This is a genomic window from Mesorhizobium sp. WSM4841 (assembly GCF_055811515.1).
On record NZ_JBVVQC010000002.1, the window covers coordinates 154,283 to 173,161 of the forward strand.

The following is an 18,879-nucleotide window of genomic DNA, read 5'->3' on the forward strand; positions in this document are numbered from 1 at the left end:
GTCACGACCTCTTCAGCTTGGGATCGAAGGCATCGCGCAGCCCATCGCCGATCAGGTTGATCGCAAGCACAGTGATCAGGATGGCAAGGCCGGGGAAGGTCACCACCCATGGCGCGCGCAGGATGAACTCGCGTGCCGTGGCCAGCATCGTGCCCCATTCCGGCGTTGGCGGCTGCGCGCCGACGCCGAGGAAGCCGAGAGCCGCGGCCTCGAGAATGGCGTTGGAGAAGGACAGCGTCGCCTGCACGATCAGCGGCGCCATGCAGTTCGGCAAGATCGTCTTCACCATCAGCCTGAGATGACTGGCACCGGCCACCTTGGCGGAGATCACATATTCGCGGTTCTTTTCGGCCATCACTGCCGCGCGTGTGAGCCGCGCGAAATGCGGCTGCAGCACCAGTGCAATCGCCAGCATGGCGTTGAACAGGCCGGGTCCGAGGATCGCCACCAGAACCAGGGCAAGGAGCAGCGACGGGAAGGCCAGGATGACGTCCATGATACGCATGATCAGCGTATCGACCCAGCCGCGGAAATAGCCGGCGAGCACGCCGAGGATGATGCCGCTGGTCAGCGAGAAAACGACGACGACCAGACCGATGAACAGCGAGAACCGCGCTCCGAAAATCAGCCGCGAAAGCATGTCGCGGCCGACCGCATCGGTGCCGAGCAGGAACATCGATCTGCCGCCCTCCTGCCAAGCCGGCGGCGTCAGCAGCGCATCGCGAAACTGTTCGTCAGGCGAATGCGGCGCGACCAGTGGCGCGAAAATCGCCACCAGCACCAGGGCCGAGAACACGACCAGGCCTGTGACGGCGCCGGTGTTCATCGAGTAGTAATGCCAGAACTCGGTGAAGGCGCGTTGCCGGCCGCCGGGCGGAATGGCGGCGGCGGTGGCTTCTGCCGTGGTTTGGTCGGTCATCTCACTGCACCCGGATACGTGGGTTGATAACGGCGTAGAGCACGTCGACGATCAGGTTCACCGCCATGACGATCAGCGCGATGATCAGCAAGCCGCTCTGGACGACGACATAGTCGCGCTTGGCGATCGCGTCGATCATCCACTTGCCGATACCGGGCCAGGAAAATATCGTTTCGGTCAGAATGGCGCCCGCCATCAGCGTGCCGACCTGGAGGCCGATGGTGGTGACGACGGGGATCAGCGCATTGCGAAAAGCGTGAAGCCCGATGACACGGCGCGGCGCCAGGCCCTTGGCGCGGGCGGTGCGGACGTAGTCCTCGCCCAGCACCTCCAACATCGCCGACCGCGTCTGGCGCGCTATGACGGCAAGCGGAATCGTCGCCAGCACGATCGCCGGCAGGACCAGATGACTGGCGGCGGACCTGAAAGCGCCGCTCTTGCCGGAGATCAGGCTGTCGATCAGCATGAACCCCGTCGTCGGCTTGAAGAAATACTGAAGGCCGATGCGGCCGGAAACCGGCGTCCAGCCGAGATAGCCGGAGAAGAAGATGATGAGCAGCAGCCCCCACCAGAAGATCGGCATCGAATAGCCGGTCAGCGCCACACCCATCGTCGCCTGGTCAAACCATGATCCGCGCTTGACCGCGGCGAAGATGCCGGCGGGAATGCCGATGAGTACGGCGATGATCAGCGCGATCGTCGCCAGTTCCAGCGTGGCCGGAAACAGCGCCTGGAATTCACCGAGCACAGGCCGCTTGGTGGCGATCGATATGCCGAAGTCGCCGGTCAGGACCCTGCCGATATACTCGAGATACTGGACGACATAAGGCCGGTTGTAGCCAAACCGCTCGACAAGTTCGGCGTAGCGTTCGGGGCTGACGCCGCGCTCGCCGGCCAGGGCCAGGATCGGGTCACCCGGCAGAAGCCGGACGAAAGCGAACGCCGCCAGCGATATGCCGAACACGGTCGGGATGATCAAGGCGAGCTTGTGGAGGAGATAGCGGAGCATCTTACTTCATAGAACGGCGGCGCCGGAAGTCCAGCGCCGCCGTCCAATTTCTCAGGAGTTATTCGGTGACGTCGACGCCGTCAAACCGATGAATGCCGAGCGGATCCATGACGAAGCCCGAAACCTTCTTGTTCATCGGCATGAAGACCTTGGAATGGGCGATGGTCAGCCACGGGGCCTCACGCTTGAACACGACCTGAGCTTCCTCGTAGATCTTGGTGCGCTCGGCGACGTCGGTGGTCGCCTTGCCCTTCTGCAGCAGAGCTTCGAACTCCTGGTTGCACCAGATCGCATAGTTGGACTGGCCGATGGCGTCGCAGCCGAGCAGGAACAGGAAGTTGTCCGGATCGCCATTGTCGCCGGTCCAGCCGAGCTGGAAGGCGCCGTCACGATCCTTCTGCTTGCCGCGTTCGCGATACTCGGTCCATTCGTAGCTGACGATCTCGGCCTTCACGCCGATCTTGGCATAGTCGGCCTGGATCAGTTCCGCGACTCTTTTGGCGTTCGGATTGTACGGGCGGCTGACCGGCATTGCCCAGACCTTCATCGACAGATCCGTGACGCCGGCGTCGGCCAGCATCTTTTTGGCCGCGTCGGGATCGTACGGATCGTCCTTGATGTCCTTGTTGTAGGACCACATCGTCGGCGGGATCGGGTTTATGGCCGCCTGGCCAGCGCCCTGATAGACCGCATCGAGAATGGCCTGCTTGTTGACGGCCATGTTGAGCGCCTTGCGGACCTCGACCTTGTCGAAGGGCGGCTGCGTCGTGTTGTAGGCCATGTAGCCGATGTTCAGGCCTTCCTGCTCGTCGACCTTGAGGTTTGGGTCAGCCTGCAGGCCGGCGATGTCGGCCGGCGCCGGGTACGACATGATATCGCACTCGCCTGCCTTCAGCTTCTGCGCGCGCACGGCCGGATCGGTCGTGATGGCGAAGATCAGATCGTCGATCTTCTGGCGGCCGCCATAGTAGCCGTCCCATGCCGCATAGCGGATGACCGCATCGACCTGGTAGTCGACGAACTGGAACGGACCGGTGCCGATCGGCTTCTGGGTGAATTGCTGCCTGGTGCCGGCCTTGTCGAGCTGATCGGCATATTCCTTGGAGACGATCGAAGCGAAATCCATGCCGAGGTCCGGCAGGAAAGCGACTTCAGGCTTGTTCAGCACGAATTTCACCGTCAGGTCGTCGACCTTGACGATTTCCTTGAGAAGATCCGGGAAGCCCATGCCGGCAAAATATTCCCAGCCGGTGCCTGCCAGATAGTCGAACCACGGGTTTTCCTTCTTCCACTGGCGTTCGAAGGAGAAGATCACGTCGTCGGCGTTGAGATCGCGCGTCGGCGTGAAGTAGTCGGTGGTCTGGAACTTCACACCCGGCCGAAGCTTGAACGTGTATTCGAGACCGTCGTCGGAAACCGTCCAGCTCTCGGCGAGGCCAGCCGTGATGGTGGTCTTGCCGTGTTCGAACTCGACCAGGCGCGAATAGATGGTGCGCGACGACGCGTCGAAGTCGTTGCCACCGCTCCACGGCGACGGGTCGAAGCCGGCCGGCGACGCCTCCGAGCAGTAGACCAGCTGTTTCGCATTGGCCATGCCGCCGAGGACGCTTGCGGCAAGCAACGCGGCCGCAAAAGTCAGTTTCTTTTTCATGGAGGACTCCCTGATGTTCTTCCAAGCCCCTCTATCAGGCTCGCGAAGCGCGCATATAAGCACCGTTTTTCCGGCTTTGGAACACCCCGTTTGCCTACCCCACGGGAAGCAGAATTTATTTCTGCGCGCTCGCCAAAAAAGAGAAGGAAATGTCAATTACTGCCTTTCACGGTATTGTTAACGACTGCATTTTTTTATTGATATTCAACCCGGCGTTGGTGAGGAACTGCGACCTTCGGCTGGTCGTTGCCGCGGAAGATTTTCTTCCCGTCTTGCCGCAGGGGCAGACTTGCACGGCTGCCGATAGTCGCAATACATAGTTGGCAGGCTGGATTTCCTGGATGCCGGCAGCAGCGAGAACATCTCTGGCATTCGGAGGCAACGCGGCGCGCAAGCAGAGACAATAAGAACAACCGAGGGAGGGACAGGTGGCAAAAGCACCAAGGACGACGGCTCCAGCGAAAGCGAAGGCTAAAACTGCCGCAAAACCGGCCAGCTCCGACAAGCCAAAGGCGCCAACGGCCGTTGCCAAGCCGAAAGCGGCCCCGACAACGGCTTCATCGGCGTCGAAGCCTGGCCCGGCCACGAGATTGCCGAAAGCGGTTGGCGCCGGATCGCCGGAAAAGCCTTGGCTCAAGAGCTATCCGAAGGTCGTTCCGGCCGAGATCGGCGCCGTGCCCTTCGGCTCCATCGGCGACCTGCTCGCCGACGCCTGCAAGCAGTATGCCAGCCGGCCTGCCTTCACCTGCATGGGCAAGACCATCACCTATGCGGAAGTCGAGCGGCAATCGGCCGCCTTCGGCGCCTATCTGCAATCGACGGGACTGCAGAAGGGCGCACGCGTGGCGCTGATGATGCCGAACGTGCTGCAATATCCGGTGGCGATGATGGCAGTGCTGCGCGCCGGCTATATCGTGGTCAACATCAACCCGCTCTACACGCCGCGCGAGTTGGAACATCAGCTCAAGGATTCAGGTGCGCAAGCCATCGTCATTCTCGAGAATTTCGCCAACACATTGCAGGCGGTGATCGCCAAGACGGCGATCAAGCATATCGTGGTCGCGGCGATGGGCGACATGCTTGGCGGCCTGAAAGGGACGATCGTCAATCTCGTCGTGCGCCGCGTGAAGAAGATGGTGCCGGCCTGGTCGCTGCCGGGCCATGTCAAGTTCAACGCCGCGTTGAAGGCAGGCGCCGGCATGAATTTCAAGCCAGTGCATGTCGCTGCCGACGACGTCGCCTTCCTGCAATATACCGGCGGCACCACCGGCATCTCGAAGGGCGCGGTGCTGCTGCACAGCAACGTGCTGGCCAACGTGGCGCAGAACGCGCTCTGGATCGAGGACGCCTTCACGGTCAAGCCGAAGCCGGCGCATCTCAACTTCATCTGTGCGCTGCCGCTCTATCATATCTTCGCGCTGACGGTGAACGCACTGATGGGCATGCAGTTGGGTGGCCAGAACATACTCATTCCCAATCCGCGCGACATTCCCGGCTTCGTCAAACAACTCGGCAAATACCCGATCCACATCTTTCCGGGCCTCAACACGCTGTTCAACGCGCTGCTCAACAATGAGGATTTCCGCAAGCTCGACTTCAAGCCGCTGATCCTGACGCTGGGTGGCGGCATGGCGGTGCAGAGGGGTGTCGCCGAACGCTGGAAGGCGTTGACCGGCTGCCCGGTCACCGAGGGTTACGGGCTTTCGGAAACTTCGCCGGTGGCCACCGCCAACACATTCAGCAATGGCAACTTCACCGGCACGATCGGCCTGCCGCTGCCCTCGACCGAGATCGCCATCCGCGACGACGACGGCAACGATTTGCCGCTCGGCGAAGTCGGCGAGATCTGCATCCGCGGACCGCAAGTGATGGCCGGTTATTGGAACCGGCCGGACGAGACCGCCAAGGTGATGACCAAGGACGGTTTCTTCAAATCGGGCGACATGGGCTTCATGGACGAGCGCGGCTACACCAAGGTCGTCGACCGCAAGAAGGACATGATCCTTGTGTCCGGCTTCAACGTCTATCCGAACGAACTCGAGGAAGTGGTGGCGCTGCATCCGGGCGTGCTCGAGGTGGCGGCGATCGGCGTGCCGGACGAGCATTCAGGCGAAGTGCCGAAGCTGTTCGTCGTCAAGAAGGACCCGTCGCTGACCGCTGAGGTGCTGACCGTCTATTGCCGCGAGAACCTGACCGGCTACAAGCGGCCAAAATACATCGAGTTTCGGACCGAACTGCCGAAGACGCCGGTGGGCAAGATCCTGCGGCGGGCGTTGCGGGGATAGGTATAACTTGCGCAATTGCCTTACTGCCGACGACGCGACGGACACGCTTTCCCGTCCCGATCCGCTGACATTCATCAAGGCGAACATGCGTATCGCCCCTGTTCCCGAGCTTCCCGAAATCCGGCTTTATGCAGCCCATCCAGCGAGCGGTTTGTGGCGGCTCACGCATCAAGAAGGACAAGCAGCCGAGCCGGAAGAAGAAGGAACCGAAGCCGACGAGTACGGGCCCGAGCCGCAGCCACCTTACTGGGCCTATGCCTGGGCCGGCGGCGCGGTGCTTGCCCGCTACATCCTCGATCGGCCGGAGTCCGTGGCCGGGCTTCGCGTGCTCGACCTCGGCGCCGGCTCGGGCCTCGTCGGCATCGCCGCGGCAAAGGCCGGCGCCAGCCAAGTGATCGCGGCCGAGATCGACCACAACGGTGTCGCCGCGCTCGGCCTCAATGCGGCGGCGAACGGCGTTACGATCACGGTGGTCGGCGAGGACATCACCGCTGGTCCGCCGCCGCCGGTGGATGTCGTGGCAGCCGGCGACTTGTTTTACGGGCAAGACCTCGCCGACCGGGTCGTCCCCTTCCTCGACCGCTGCCTGGCGGCCGGCATCGATGTGCTGATCGGCGACCCGGGCCGCGCCTACCTGCCCCGCTCGCGGCTTCGCCTGCTGGCCGAATACCGCGTGCGGGATGTCGGTGAAGTCGGGGACGCCGCCATGAAGCCGAGCGGCGTCTTCTCGTTCGAGCCGGAGCAGCCCTGCGAGTTCAGGTCGTCTCCTTGACTCTTGCCGAAAGAAAGTCGGGCAGGTCGGCAACCGAATCCAGAATGACGTCGGCGATCTGCGACAGCGATTCCCGCGTGCCGGTGCCGGAGAGCACGCCGATCGCCAGACCGCAGCCGCCGGCCCGCGCCATCTCCAGATCGTGGCGATTGTCGCCGACCATGGCGATCGCGGCCGGCCTCAGGCCGGTCAGGTCCGAGAAGGCGAGGATCGTATCGGGCGCCGGTTTCGGATTGGCCACCGCGTCATAACCATAGGCGGCGTCGAACAGCTGCGCGACGCCCAGCGTCAGCAATGTCTTTTCAGCGCCAGTGGTCGAGTCGTTGGTGGCGACGCCGAGCCGGTAGGATTTCCTGTGAAGAACGCCAAGCGTCTCGACGATGCCCGGCAGCGCCACCGCCATCGACGAGCCCTGCACCGACGTGATCTCGTTGAAGCGAGCGACGGCAAGCATCTGGTCTTCGTCGGACAGGCGCGGAAACCAAAGCTCGACGACATCCATGTTGGTGCCGGAGGCAAAGATGGAGTCGGGCTTGAAGCGTTTGGCGGCGAAATCGTAGCCTGCCGCGGCAAGCAGCCTGTCGGCTTTCCAGCGGTCACCCTCCGACGCATCCATCGCCATGAAATCGGCAACGCCGAGCCATGTCGCATTGAAGTCGACAAGCGTGCCGTCCTTGTCGAACAATATTCCCTTGATCTCGGCCAAGCCGCTTACTCCGATCCGCGCAATCGGTGGATGTGTCCCACCAGTCCGGCGGTCGATGCGTCCCGCTTTGCGGCATTCTCCTTGCCCTCCACGACAGGCAGCAGGCCGGTCGCCAGTTCCTTGCCGAGCTCGACGCCCCACTGGTCGAAGGAATTGATGTTGAAGAGCGTGCCTTCGACGAAGACGCGGTGCTCATAGAGCGCGATCAGCCGTCCGAACGTATGCGGATCGAGTTGTCTGTAGAGGATCGTCACTGAGGGCCGGTTGCCAGAGAAGACGCGGTGCGGGGCGATCCTGTCGACTTCGGCGGGCGCCATACCCTTTGCCAGCATCTGCGCGCGCGCTTCCTCCAGCGTGCGGCCCTTCATGAAGGCTTCCGACTGCGCCAGGCAGTTGGCGAGCAGCAGATCGTGGTGATGCTTGAGATCCGGCTCATGGCCGATGGCCGCGGCGAGGAATTCGACTGGAATGAAATCGGTGCCCTGGTGGAGCAGCTGGAAGAAGGCGTGCTGGCCATTGGTGCCGGGCTCGCCCCAGACCAGCGGGCCGGTCGGCGTGGTCACAGTGCCGCCGTCAAGGGTTACGCTCTTCCCGTTCGATTCCATGTCGAGCTGCTGCAGATAGGCCGGCAGTCTGGACAGGCGCTGATCATAGGGAATGACGGCGCGGGCGGGGTATTGGCAGATCACCCTATGCCACCAGCCGATCAATCCCATCAGCGCAGGCAGGTTCCTGGCCAGCGGCGCCGTCTGGAAATGTTCGTCCATCGCGTGCGCACCATCGAGAAAGGCGCGAAAATTCTTCGGGCCGACGGCGATCATCACCGGCAGGCCGATCGCGCCCCACACCGAATAGCGTCCGCCGACCCAGTCCCAGAAGCCGAAGACGCGATCGGACGCGATGCCGAATTTGGCCACCAGGTCCAGCGCCGTCGAGACGGCGGCGAAATGCTTGCCGACCGCTTCCTTGCCCAGCGCCTTCTGCACCCATTCGCGCGCCGTCTCGGCATTGGTCATCGTCTCGATGGTGGTGAAGGTCTTCGAGGCGACGATGAACAGCGTGGTTTCGGCGGAAAGGCCCTTCAGCGTGTCGTGGATGTGGGCGCCGTCGATGTTGGACACGTAATGCGTGCGCGGCCCGTCGTGATAGGGTGCCAGCGCCAGCGTCGCCATGGCCGGGCCAAGGTCGGACCCGCCGATGCCGATGTTGACGATGTCGGTGATCTTCTTGCCGGTGGCGCCGGCGGCCTTGCCGGAGCGCACGGCATCGGCGAAGGCGCCCATCGCATCGAGCACGGCGACAACCTCCGCCTTCACGTCCTGGCCGTCGAGCACGATGCCCTTGCCGTTCAGGTTGCGCAGGGCGGTGTGCAGCACGGCGCGGCCTTCGGTGACGTTGATCCTCTTGCCCGAGAACATCGCGGCGCGCCGGCCTTCGAGATCGGCGGCTCCCGCCAGCTTCTCCAGCAGATCCATCGTCTGCGCATCGACCGCGCATTTCGACCAGTCAAGCAGCAGGTCACCGTCGGTGGCGGAAAATTTTTCGAAGCGCTGCGGATCAGCATTGAAAGCGTCACGCATGTTGCCTGATCCGGCCGCACGATGAGCGCGCAGGGCGTCGAGCTGTTTTTGAAAGGACGATTGATCCACTGCTTCACTCCGAGCCTTGAGATGCCAACATAACAGACCGGATGTTTCCGGCGCGTGTCGTCGCGTCCAAACTATCTAGCCGAAATCCACTGGTTTCAATGCGCAGCGATGACGCACTGCGTCAGGCAGCGATGACGCGTTGCGTCACGCTGGGATGGGGCGTTGCGTCGCGCCGCGATGACGCGTTGCGTCACGCGGGGGAAGGATCACTGGCGTAAATCCCAGTGATCAGAAAAATTGATTGGCGCAACAGCTTGTGCCACCGGTACATTCGACTAGTCCAGCCAAGTGAAAAAAGCTGGCCATCGAGGAACCTCTTCCATGCCACAGCGAAACGACACGGCCATATGGTCCGGCCTGTTCCGGATTTCGGCGGAATCCGGCCAGACCCTGCAGGCGCAGATCCGTCAAGCGATCGTCGCCGCCATCCTCGACCGGCAAATCGCCGCCTCGATGCCGCTTCCGTCCTGCCGGATCCTGGCCGAGAAACTCGGCGTGGCGCGCGGCACCGTGGTGCTGGCCTTCCAGCAGCTCGTCGACCAGGGTTTCCTGGTGGCGCGCGAACGGCGCGGCCATTTCGTCAATCCGGACGTGCTGGCGACGCCGGCCAAACCGCATCAGAAGGCGCCCGACCAAGCCAATGAGATCGATTGGAAGGCGCGCCGGCAGATCGCGGCCAGCGACATGCCGCCGCCAGCCAAGCACGACAACTGGATCAAGTCGTCCTACCCCTTCGTCTATGGCCAGTTCGATCCGGCGCTGTTCCCGACCGCCGAGTGGCGCGAGTGCAACCGCATGGCCCTCGCCGTGCTCGAGATCCGCAACTGGGCGTCCGACATGGTCGACCGCGACGATCCGCTGCTGATCGAGCAGATCCAGGCGCGGCTGTTGCCGCGGCGCGGCATCTTCGCCAATCCCGATGAGATCATCGTCACGCTCGGCGCGCAGAACGCGCTCTACATGCTGGCGACGCTGCTGATGACCAAGGGCTCCAAGGTGGCCATGGAAGACCCCGGCTATCCCGACGCACGCTCGATCTTCCGGTTGGCGGGTGCCGTCGTCACGCCGGTTCCGGTCGACCATTCCGGCATTGTAACCGCTTCTATTCCCAACGATTCCGGCTTCGTCTTCGTGACGCCCAGCCACCATTGCCCGACCATGGTGCCGCTATCGGCGGAGCGCCGGCAGGATTTGCTGGCGCGCGCCAATCGCCACAACCAGATCATCATCGAGGACGGCTATGACAGCCAGCTTCTGGACGAGGCGCCGCAGCAGGCGCTGAAGAGCCTCGACCGTTCCGGCCGCGTCATCTATGTCGGCTCGATGTCGAAGACGCTGGCTCCGGGTCTGCGGCTCGGCTACATCGTCGCCTCGGCCGGGCTGATCTCCGAGCTTCGCGCGCTGCGCCGCTTCATGCTGCGTCATCCGCCGGCCAACAACCAGCGCGCGGTCGCGCTGTTCCTGTCGCTTGGCCATCACGAGGCGCTGGTGCGGCGGCTGTCGAGTGCCTTCGACGAACGGCGCAAGCGTCTGATCCATGCGATTTCCGCCTTCCTGCCTGAGTGGCGCTCGACCGATTCCGCCGGTGGCGCGTCGCTCTGGCTCGAAGGGCCGCGCGGCACCGATTCGCGCGGGCTAGCCGAGGCCGCCGCCTCGCGCAGTGTCATCATCGAGCCCGGCGACCGCTTCTTCGACCGCACCGAAAAGCCGTCACGCTTCATGCGGCTGGGCATCTCCTCGATCGCGCTGCAGCACATCGAGCCCGGCATCCGAGAACTGGCGACGGCGGCCGGGCGCAGACCGGCGGCGGCTTGATGCCTCGTCCGGGCCGGGACCGGCCACCGTTCTTTAGCGCTCTGGCATATGCGACGGGACCGTCTGGCTCATAGGCTGTGCCAATGCCGACGGCATAGTTCGAAGCATAAGGGGACGAAGCGGGCCGATGGTGGACCAACCACCTGGTGGACCAACCACCGCCGCCCGCTTCGCAGCTAAAGGTGGAGTGCCTCCCATGTCAGTGGCTGTTGAGAAGCCGGATACGCCCTCGGACCAACGTTCGCGGCGTTCCGGCGGGCGCGAAGCGCGCCGCGCCATGCGGGCGGCACCACTTGCCGACGACATCAAGCCGGTGCGCGCCGGCCTCGAAGGCGGGAGCTACGGGCCGCTCAACGGAAACGACCGCGAGCGCATTCACGAAGCGGTGCTGACGCTGCTTGAAACGGTCGGCTTCGCCAATGCCATCCCATCCTGCATCGAGGCGCTGACCAAGGCCGGCGCCACGCTCGGCGAGGACGGCCGCATCCGTTTTCCGCGCGCGCTCGTCCTCGATACCATCAAGAAGGCCGCACGCCATTTCACGCTGCATGGCCAGGATCCCAAGCACGACATGCTGATCCAGGGCAAGCGCGTGCATTACGGCACGGCGGGCGCCGCGGTGCATCTGGTCGACGTCGAGAGGCGCTGTTATCGCGAGTCGCTGCTGCAGGACATCTACGACGCCGCCCGCATCGTCGAAGGGCTCGACAACATCCATTTCTTCCAGCGGCCGATGGTGCCGCGCGACATTCCCGATCCGCTCGACATGGATTTCAACACGCTCTACGCCTGCGTGATGGGCACGTCGAAGCATGTCGGCACGTCCTTCACGGTACGCGAGAACGTCAAGCCGGCGCTCGACATGCTCTATGCGATTGCCGGCGGCGAAGAGAATTTTCGCGCGCGGCCTTTCGTCTCCAATTCGAACTGTTTTGTCGTGCCACCGATGAAATTCGCCGAGGACGCCTGCGGCGTACTCGAGGCCTGCGTCGAAGGCGGCATTCCAATCCTATTGCTGTCGGCCGGCCAGGCGGGTGCGACGGCGCCGGCGGCGATCGCCGGTGCGGTGGTGCAAGCGGTGGCCGAGGTGCTCGCCGGCCTCGTCTACGTCAACGCCATCAAACCCGGGCATCCGGCGATCTTCGGCACCTGGCCGTTCGTCTCGGACCTCAGGACCGGCGCCATGTCCGGCGGCTCGGCCGAGCAAGCGGTGCTGACCGCTGCCTGCGCCCAGATGGCGCAATTCTACGACCTGCCGGGCGGTTCGGCCGCCGGCATGACGGATTCGAAACTGCCCGACATTCAGTCCGGTTACGAAAAAGGCATCACCGATGTGATGGCCGGCCTTGCCGGCCTCAACCTTGTCTACGAATCGGCCGGCATGCACGCCTCGCTGCTCGGCTTCTGCCTGGAGAGCCTGATCATCGACAACGACATGCTCGGCCATTGCCTGCGCTGCGTGCGCGGCATCGAGGTGACCGATGAGTCGCTGTCGATAGACACCATCGCCGACGTTTGCCTGAAGGGCCCGGGTCACTATCTGGGCAACGAGCAGACGCTGCGGCTGATGCAGACGGAATATTTCTATCCGGCGGTCGGCGACCGCTTTTCGCCGAAGGAGTGGAACGAGAAGGGCAGGCCCGACATCTTGCAGCGGGCGATCATCGAGAAGAAACGCATCCTCGCCGAGCGCTTCCCGCGCCATGTGCCGAAGCCGGTCGACGACAAGTTGCGCGCCCGCTTCGGCAATCTGATCCACCTGCCGCGCAGCGGCATGGGCGGCTGAGGACGCTTCTCGTCAAAAAATTGTCAGTCGGCGCTCAAACCATAGCGCTCGGCGACCTCGCCACTGATCAGCTTGGCATGCAGTGTCATCAGTATGATTTGCGCATCGAAGCTGTCGCCGGCCTCAAGTGCTGCTTCAATCCGGCGCTCCGCATCCAGCCTACGTTGAAGGCCGTTGGATTGCTCGAATGCTTCCGGTCCGGCAATACAATAGCCAAGCAGCTGTGCCACCGGTGGATAGGCTTGTGGTGGCGGCTCGTCAGGCCAGTGATCCTTCATCAGATTGACGATGGTGAGCTTTGCTCCCTCCGGCACAAGGGCGGGATGAAGGTCGACGCCACGTAACGCGGCGTCGAGTTGCCTGAGGTCGCCTGAACGGCCGAACATTCCGAGGAAGCCTAGGGAGGAGCGCCGTTTCGCCATGATGTTCCTATCCGAACGCCCGAAACCGCAGCGAAGCGCCGGCCGCACGCAGCCGCTAAAGCGCGTCGCGTTTGACCGGGCGCATGCGACGCGCTTTAGGTTGTTGCTTTATGCATGTCGTTATCGCAAAACCGCTGCACACTTTTGCGCGACATGCATTAACCACTCGCTGCCAGCAACAAAACGCCAGCGAGGGCCGATCCCGCAAGCGTCGGCAGCATGCCGATCTTCAGCTTCAGGATGGCGATCATGGCAGCACACGACAGCAGCGCCGCACCCCAGTCGATCGATGAAAACACCGGCACGTCCATCCCAAGACCGACGTTGCGCACTTCGCCGAAGATGACGTGCAAGCCGAACCACAGAGCGAGATTCATGATGACGCCGACGACAGCGGCGGTGATCGCGCCCAACGCCGCCGACAGTGCCTTGTTGCCGCGCAGGGATTCGATATAGGGCGCGCCGAGGAATATCCAGAAGAAGCAAGGGGTGAACGTGGCCCACAGCGTGAGCATCGCCCCAAGCGATCCGGCAAGCAGCGGGCTCAACGATCCGGATTGGCGGAACGCGGCAAGAAAGCCGACAAACTGCAGGACGAGAATGAGCGGACCCGGCGTTGTTTCGGCAAGCCCGAGGCCATCGACCATTTCACCGGGTGCGAGCCAGCCGAAGGACTCGACCGCTGCCTGCGCGACATAGGCGAGGACCGCGTAAGCGCCGCCGAAGGTGACGACCGCCATGACGCTGAAGAAGCCACCGATCTGCGTCCACACACTAGCAGACCCGGTAAAAGCCCAGATCAGAAGAATCGGCCCGAGCCAGATCGGCAACCAGATCGCAATGATGCGCGGCGCATGCCATCGCGTCGGCCTGGTGTGAGCCAGCTCGCCGCGCTCGAACATCATGTCGACCGCGCCCTTGATGTCGGGAACCACATCTTTGCCGTGCGCCGCGCCGGAAAAAAGGGCCGGCGCAACACGATTTCCGATCCAGCCCGTCAGACCGGCAAGCAGGACGATGAGCGGAAACGGCATGTTCAATGCATAGATGGCGATGAAGGCGGCGAGCGCGATCGAAACCATGACCCGGTTCTTCAGGGCACGTCGTCCGATCCGGATCATCGCCTCGATCACGATGGCGAGCACGGCTGCTTTCACCCCGAAAAACAGCGCCTCGACGAGGGGAGCGTCGCCATACAGCGCATAGAGGGTGCTCAAGGTGAGCATCACAAGCGCGCCCGGCGCGACGAACAGGACACCGGCGACCAGGCCGCCGATCGTCCGGTGCAGCAGCCAGCCGATATAGATGGCGAGTTGCTGGGCTTCAGGGCCGGGCAGCAGCATGCAGTAGTTCAACGCATGCAGGAAACGTTGCTCGCCGATCCAACGCCGTTCCTCGACCAATTCCTTGTGCATGAGTGCGATCTGTCCGGCCGGCCCGCCGAAGCTGAGCAGGCCGATTTTCGCCCAGAGTTTTACGCCTTCACGGAAGGATGGCGCAGCCGGCGCTTCGACGGTCTCGCCCGTTTTTCCAGAAGCCCCCGTTTTTTCCGAAGCCCCCGTTTTGTCAGAAGCCCCCTTTTCTTCCGAAGCTTGGGCGCTCATGATGGCTTGCTCGCGCCTGGCCAGTTGTGCGTCTCCTCGGTGGCGTCGCGGCACCATCGGTAAAACGCATCGTAGAGCAGCATGCCCGCCTCCATCTGTTCCAGATCGTCGCGAAACATCCGCGACAGGCCAAGCGAGGCGGCCAGGAATCCGGCTGCCTGGGGAACCAGGTCGAGGCTTGCAGTATCGGCTGCGCGCACGATCATGGCCAAGCGGTCGAGCGCCTCGGATTCGAGCCCGAACTCTTCGATCATCGCGTCGAAGGTGCAGCGTTCGCCCCGGTGAGTCCAGAACACATTGTCGATGTCAAAAGGCACGGCCTGAAAGCGATCCGCAGTGGCCGACACTTCGGCCGCCTCGACAAAGAGGAAGATCGCGCTCGGATCGATGAAGCGCCTGATCAGCCAGGGGCAGGCGATGCGATCGACCTTCGGGCGGGTCCGCGTCACCCACACGGTGCGGCCTTTTTCATCGCGGGGCGGTATCTTGCCGGCGTGAACCAGAAGCCCCTTGGCATCGCGCCATGCTTCGAACCCGCCTTCGAGGGATTCGGCACCGACGCCCTCGTGCCGCAGCCATGCGGCCACGCCTTGCGAGAGCTTTTGTCCTCTTTGGCAGACGACTGCCACTCGGCTGCCGGCGAATTCGGATGCCCAGATCGAGACGGTTTTGAAATCACGCCGGCTTGAGGCCGGCAGCAGGCGCGGATCGGCGTTGTAGTCCTCTTCGATGCGAACATCGATGATCACGGGCGCACCCGGCAGACCAATCAGACGGGAAAGTTGCGATACGGTGATAGCGGTTGTCGACGGCATGGCGTCCACCTCCTTGAGAGAGAAGCTTGGACGCGAACGTTGGGCTGACGCCTCACGGGGTCGTCGCGATGCACCCCTTACCATGATCGTGGATTTGTCGCGCCCGCTTGTCAAGCGCCATGCCTGGAGCAAATGATGCTCTGGCTCCGACGGCCGGATTGGCGGAGCCAGAACATTTCTGGGAGGGAAAACCATGAAGAAGACCTACCACGGCAGTTGCCATTGCGGCGCGGTGCGTTTCGAAGCCGAAATCGACTTCGCCGAAGGCATCCGCAAATGCAATTGCAGCTTCTGCTGGAAACTCGGCTACCGGAAATCCTTCGCAGCCTATGAAGCCGTGCGGGTGACGGACGGCCGCGACCGGATGCGGGAATACAAGGCGACGCCGTCGAACTGGCCGGAAGGTGACATCAACCACTATATGTGCCCGAACTGCGGCGCGAATTTTCTCTCGCGCGGCTATCTCGACTTCATGGGCGGGAATTTCTGGGCGGTGAACGTCGCCTGCCTCGACGACGTCACCGAAGAGGAACTCGCCGCAGCACCAATCGTCTACGAGGACGGCAAGCGCGACAGGCAGGACCAGGCGCCGGAGATCACTGCTTATCTATAGGCGCCGCTGGGGTACGGCTCTTCCTTCTCCCCTTGTGGGAGAAGGCGGCCTCGCGAAGCGAGGTCGGATGAAGGGTGTTCCAGCTTGGCACCGACGGCACTCCGTCCAGCACCCCTCTTCCGTCTCGGCGCTGCGCGCCAATCCACCGCCCGGGGCGAGTCACGGTCCTCGCCCGCCCTTCGGGCCTCACAAGGGGAGAAGGAAAGGAGAGGCGTTCAGTGATTGTCCCGCGGCACGCCCCTGGTGTGCGCCACATCCTGGTATTTCACCGCCGGCTTCAGCACCATTCCTTCGGAAAACTGGTCGACCATGCCGCGCTGGATCTCCTGCCATGGAGTCTGGTGCTTGGGATAGTGATAGCCGCCGCTGTTCTGCAGCTCGGCGCGCCGGCGCGTGATCTCGTCGTCGGTGACGAGAATGTCGGCGGTGCCCTTGCGCAGGTCGATGCGGACGCGGTCACCGGTCTTCAACAGCGCCAGCCCGCCGCCTATGGCGGCTTCGGGCGAGGCGTTGAGGATCGACGGCGAGCCCGACGTGCCCGACTGGCGGCCGTCGCCGATGCAGGCCAGCGCATGAATGCCCTTCTTGATGAGATGGGCCGGCGGCTGCATGTTGACGACTTCGGCGCCGCCGGGATAGCCGATCGGACCGGCGCCGCGCATGAACAGGATCGTGTGCTCGTCGATGCCTTGCGCCGGATCGTCGATGCGGGCGTGGTAGTCTTCGGGCCCGTCGAAGACCATGGCGTTGCCTTCGAAGGCCTCGGGGTCCTTCGGGTTCGACAGATAGCGTTCGCGGAATTCGGGCGAGATGCCGCTGGTCTTCATGATCGCCGAATCGAACAGATTACCCCTAAGATTGATGAAGCCGGCATTGGCTTTCAGCGGCTCGGCGACGGTGCGGATGACGTCGAGATTCTCGTTGACGGCCCCACTGCAATTGTCGCCCATCGTCTTGCCGTTGACGGTCATGGCGTCGGGATGGGGCAACAGCCCGGCCTTCATCAGTTCGGCCACCACCGCCGGCACGCCACCGGCATGGTGATAATCCTCGCCGAGATATTCGCCCGACGGCTGCAGGTTGACGATAAGCGGTATCTTGAGGCCGACCTTCTGCCAGTCGTCATTGTCGAGCGGCACGCCGAGATGGCGGGCGATGGCGTTGAGATGGATCGGCGCGTTGGTCGAGCCGCCGATGGCCGAATTGACGACGATGGCGTTCTCGAAGGCCTGCCGGGTCATGATATCGGAAGGCTTCAGATCCTCATGCACCATGTCGACGATACGTTTTCCCGTCTCATAGGCGATCTGGCCGCGCTCGCGATAGGGCGCGGGGATCGCGGCCGAGCCCGGCAGTTGCATGCCGAGCGCCTCGGCCAGCGAATTCATGGTGGTGGCGGTGCCCATTGTGTTGCAATAGCCGGTGGACGGCGCCGAGGAGGCGACGATGTCCATGAATTCGTCGTAGCCGATTTCGCCGGCCGACAGACGCTGGCGCGATTCCCAGACGATGGTGCCAGAGCCGGTGCGCTTGCCCTTGTGCCAGCCGTTGAGCATCGGGCCGACCGACAGCGCGATGCCTGGAATGTTGACGGTGGCCGCTGCCATCAGCAGGGCCGGCGTCGTCTTGTCGCAGCCGATGGTGAGCACGACGCCGTCGAGCGGATAGCCGTAGAGCACCTCGACCAGGCCGAGATAGGCAAGGTTGCGGTCGAGTGCCGCGGTCGGACGTTTGCCCGTCTCCTGGATCGGGTGGCACGGGAACTCGAAAGGGATACCGCCCATCGAGACGATGCCCTCGCGCACGCGTTTGGCCAGTTCGAGATGATGGCGGTTGCAGGGCGACAGATCCGAACCGGTCTGGGCGATGCCGATCAGCGGCTTGCCCGACATCAGTTCGGCACGCGTCAGTCCGTAATTCAGGTAGCGCTCGAGATAAAGCGCCGTCATCCCCGGATTGTCGGGATTGTCGAACCACTCCTGCGAGCGAAATTTCTTCTTCGTTGTGGGGGCGCCGGCCATCATGGTCTCCGTATTTGTATGACAAATCGATATGACAACGCGCGAGAGCAGGCAAGAGGCACGCGCCATCCGAATCCGGACTTTGGTGCGATAGACATACATCGGGCCCCACGCTAGACGGGATCGGGGTTTGTCAATTTTGTATCCGGGAGATTTTGATGGCTTTGGTGATCGAAGGCGAGGAACGCATCGCCGCACCCCTGCAAAAAGTGTGGGAAGCGCTGAACGACCCGGACGTTCTGAGGCAGACCATTCCAGGCTGCCAAAGCCTCGAAAAGAAGTCAGACACCGAGATGGGGGCGACCGTGGTGCTCAAGATCGGCCCGATCAAGGCGACGTTCAACGGCGAGGTGACGCTCAGGAATCTCAACCCGCCGCATTCCTACACCATCCAGGGCGAGGGCAAGGGCGGCATCGCCGGCTTTGCCAAAGGCGGCGCCGATGTGACGCTGACCGCCGACGGGCCGGAGGCGACGATCCTCAGATATGCGGCCAAGGCCGATGTCGGCGGAAAGATCGCCCAGCTCGGCAGCCGACTGATCGAATCCACGGCTAAGAACCTTGCCGGGCTGTTTTTTTCGAGTTTTGGCGAGATGGGGGGCGGCTGAGCATGCCCCTCCCCCTTGCGGGGAGGGTGGCCCGAAGGGCCGGGTGGGGTCGGTGGCGACGCGCTCCGACATTTCTTTCGTAAGAGGTCGAGGCAGCTGAGGCGGCCCCCCCCCCCCGCGGCGCGCGGCGGCGCGCCCCCCCCCCCCCCCCGGGGGGGCGGCGCCCCCCCCGCGCGCGCAGCCCGGCGCGGCGGCGCGGCCCCG

The 18,879-nt window shown here is 63.4% G+C and carries 16 protein-coding genes; 6 read left to right on the plus strand and 10 right to left on the minus strand.

Annotated features, from left to right (window positions below; translation table 11 throughout):
• Nucleotide 1: 1 nt before the first annotated feature.
• The 4 genes from AC0L14_RS02765 to AC0L14_RS02780 form a co-directional block, all read right to left on the minus strand.
• On the minus strand, nucleotides 2–919 hold the full coding sequence (locus AC0L14_RS02765) for an ABC transporter permease subunit (RefSeq protein WP_473748581.1): 918 nt from the start codon (nucleotides 917–919) through the stop codon (nucleotides 2–4).
• 1 nt (nucleotide 920) lies between these two features.
• Nucleotides 921–1,928, minus strand: a complete 1,008-nt coding sequence (locus AC0L14_RS02770; RefSeq protein WP_473748582.1) for an ABC transporter permease subunit — start codon at nucleotides 1,926–1,928, stop codon at nucleotides 921–923.
• 58 nt (nucleotides 1,929–1,986) lie between these two features.
• The gene (locus AC0L14_RS02775) at nucleotides 1,987–3,579 is read right to left on the minus strand and encodes an ABC transporter substrate-binding protein (protein WP_473748583.1); all 1,593 of its coding nucleotides are present in this window, start codon (nucleotides 3,577–3,579) and stop codon (nucleotides 1,987–1,989) included.
• A gap of 166 nt (nucleotides 3,580–3,745) precedes the next feature.
• Nucleotides 3,746–4,216: a hypothetical protein gene (locus AC0L14_RS02780; RefSeq protein WP_473545106.1), complete on the minus strand. Its 471-nt coding sequence runs from the start codon at nucleotides 4,214–4,216 to the stop codon at nucleotides 3,746–3,748.
• Between AC0L14_RS02780 and AC0L14_RS02785 the strand changes: the two genes are divergently transcribed.
• Nucleotides 4,170–5,864, plus strand: a complete 1,695-nt coding sequence (locus AC0L14_RS02785; RefSeq protein ID WP_473748584.1) for a long-chain-fatty-acid--CoA ligase — start codon at nucleotides 4,170–4,172, stop codon at nucleotides 5,862–5,864. The two genes, AC0L14_RS02780 and AC0L14_RS02785, sit on opposite strands and share 47 nt — an antisense overlap.
• Nucleotides 5,865–5,871: 7 nt before the next feature.
• The gene (locus AC0L14_RS02790) at nucleotides 5,872–6,636 is read left to right on the plus strand and encodes a class I SAM-dependent methyltransferase (RefSeq protein ID WP_473748585.1); all 765 of its coding nucleotides are present in this window, start codon (nucleotides 5,872–5,874) and stop codon (nucleotides 6,634–6,636) included.
• Here the strand turns inward: AC0L14_RS02790 and AC0L14_RS02795 are convergent.
• Together AC0L14_RS02795 and pgi are read right to left on the minus strand one after the other, a co-directional pair.
• Complete coding sequence (locus AC0L14_RS02795; protein WP_473748586.1) at nucleotides 6,620–7,342, minus strand: HAD family hydrolase; 723 nt, start codon at nucleotides 7,340–7,342, stop codon at nucleotides 6,620–6,622. The two genes, AC0L14_RS02790 and AC0L14_RS02795, sit on opposite strands and share 17 nt — an antisense overlap.
• Nucleotides 7,343–7,347: 5 nt before the next feature.
• Entirely contained in the window at nucleotides 7,348–8,991 is a 1,644-nt protein-coding gene (gene pgi / locus AC0L14_RS02800) for a glucose-6-phosphate isomerase (RefSeq protein ID WP_473748587.1), read from the minus strand.
• Nucleotides 8,992–9,312: 321 nt separating this feature from the next.
• On the opposite strand from pgi, the gene pdxR reads away from it, so the two are divergent.
• Nucleotides 9,313–10,806 carry a MocR-like pyridoxine biosynthesis transcription factor PdxR gene (gene pdxR, locus AC0L14_RS02805; RefSeq protein ID WP_473748589.1) on the plus strand — a complete coding sequence of 498 codons (1,494 nt, stop codon included), beginning with the start codon at nucleotides 9,313–9,315 and terminating at the stop codon, nucleotides 10,804–10,806.
• Nucleotides 10,807–11,002: 196 nt separating this feature from the next.
• Nucleotides 11,003–12,592, plus strand: coding sequence for a trimethylamine methyltransferase family protein (locus AC0L14_RS02810; RefSeq protein ID WP_473526121.1), 1,590 nt, complete (start codon nucleotides 11,003–11,005; stop codon nucleotides 12,590–12,592).
• A 23-nt stretch (nucleotides 12,593–12,615) separates the two neighbouring features.
• On the opposite strand, the gene AC0L14_RS02815 is transcribed toward AC0L14_RS02810, so the two are convergent.
• The 3 genes from AC0L14_RS02815 to AC0L14_RS02825 all read right to left on the minus strand — a co-directional run bounded on the left by AC0L14_RS02815 (nucleotide 12,616) and on the right by AC0L14_RS02825 (nucleotide 15,433).
• Nucleotides 12,616–13,014 (minus strand): hypothetical protein, encoded by a 399-nt coding sequence (locus AC0L14_RS02815; protein WP_473484024.1) that lies wholly within the window; start codon nucleotides 13,012–13,014, stop codon nucleotides 12,616–12,618.
• 158 nt (nucleotides 13,015–13,172) lie between these two features.
• Nucleotides 13,173–14,618, minus strand: coding sequence for a chromate efflux transporter (chrA, locus tag AC0L14_RS02820; protein ID WP_473748590.1), 1,446 nt, complete (start codon nucleotides 14,616–14,618; stop codon nucleotides 13,173–13,175).
• Nucleotides 14,615–15,433 (minus strand): chromate resistance protein ChrB domain-containing protein, encoded by an 819-nt coding sequence (locus AC0L14_RS02825; RefSeq protein WP_473748591.1) that lies wholly within the window; start codon nucleotides 15,431–15,433, stop codon nucleotides 14,615–14,617. Before AC0L14_RS02825 ends, chrA begins: the two co-directional genes overlap by 4 nt.
• A gap of 193 nt (nucleotides 15,434–15,626) precedes the next feature.
• Between AC0L14_RS02825 and AC0L14_RS02830 the strand changes: the two genes are divergently transcribed.
• The gene (locus AC0L14_RS02830) at nucleotides 15,627–16,046 is read left to right on the plus strand and encodes a GFA family protein (RefSeq protein WP_473748592.1); all 420 of its coding nucleotides are present in this window, start codon (nucleotides 15,627–15,629) and stop codon (nucleotides 16,044–16,046) included.
• 215 nt (nucleotides 16,047–16,261) lie between these two features.
• On the opposite strand, the gene AC0L14_RS02835 is transcribed toward AC0L14_RS02830, so the two are convergent.
• Nucleotides 16,262–18,067 carry an IlvD/Edd family dehydratase gene (locus AC0L14_RS02835; RefSeq protein WP_473748593.1) on the minus strand — a complete coding sequence of 602 codons (1,806 nt, stop codon included), beginning with the start codon at nucleotides 18,065–18,067 and terminating at the stop codon, nucleotides 16,262–16,264.
• A 158-nt stretch (nucleotides 18,068–18,225) separates the two neighbouring features.
• On the opposite strand from AC0L14_RS02835, the gene AC0L14_RS02840 reads away from it, so the two are divergent.
• Complete coding sequence (locus AC0L14_RS02840) at nucleotides 18,226–18,675, plus strand: SRPBCC family protein (RefSeq protein WP_473748594.1); 450 nt, start codon at nucleotides 18,226–18,228, stop codon at nucleotides 18,673–18,675.
• Nucleotides 18,676–18,879: the final 204 nt, after the last annotated feature.

Bases quoted from the DNA above. Each gene is read 5' to 3' on its own strand.
- AC0L14_RS02815 (WP_473484024.1), bottom strand. From the start codon at position 13,014: ATGGCGAAACGGCGCTCCTCCCTAGGCTTCCTCGGAATGTTCGGCCGT.
- AC0L14_RS02810 (WP_473526121.1), top strand. From the start codon at position 11,003: ATGTCAGTGGCTGTTGAGAAGCCGGATACGCCCTCGGACCAACGTTCG.
- pdxR (WP_473748589.1), top strand. From the start codon at position 9,313: ATGCCACAGCGAAACGACACGGCCATATGGTCCGGCCTGTTCCGGATT.
- AC0L14_RS02830 (WP_473748592.1), top strand. From the start codon at position 15,627: ATGAAGAAGACCTACCACGGCAGTTGCCATTGCGGCGCGGTGCGTTTC.
- AC0L14_RS02835 (WP_473748593.1), bottom strand. From the start codon at position 18,067: ATGGCCGGCGCCCCCACAACGAAGAAGAAATTTCGCTCGCAGGAGTGG.
- AC0L14_RS02775 (WP_473748583.1), bottom strand. From the start codon at position 3,579: ATGAAAAAGAAACTGACTTTTGCGGCCGCGTTGCTTGCCGCAAGCGTC.
- AC0L14_RS02825 (WP_473748591.1), bottom strand. From the start codon at position 15,433: ATGCCGTCGACAACCGCTATCACCGTATCGCAACTTTCCCGTCTGATT.
- chrA (WP_473748590.1), bottom strand. From the start codon at position 14,618: ATGAGCGCCCAAGCTTCGGAAGAAAAGGGGGCTTCTGACAAAACGGGG.
- AC0L14_RS02770 (WP_473748582.1), bottom strand. From the start codon at position 1,928: ATGCTCCGCTATCTCCTCCACAAGCTCGCCTTGATCATCCCGACCGTG.
- AC0L14_RS02765 (WP_473748581.1), bottom strand. From the start codon at position 919: ATGACCGACCAAACCACGGCAGAAGCCACCGCCGCCGCCATTCCGCCC.
- AC0L14_RS02840 (WP_473748594.1), top strand. From the start codon at position 18,226: ATGGCTTTGGTGATCGAAGGCGAGGAACGCATCGCCGCACCCCTGCAA.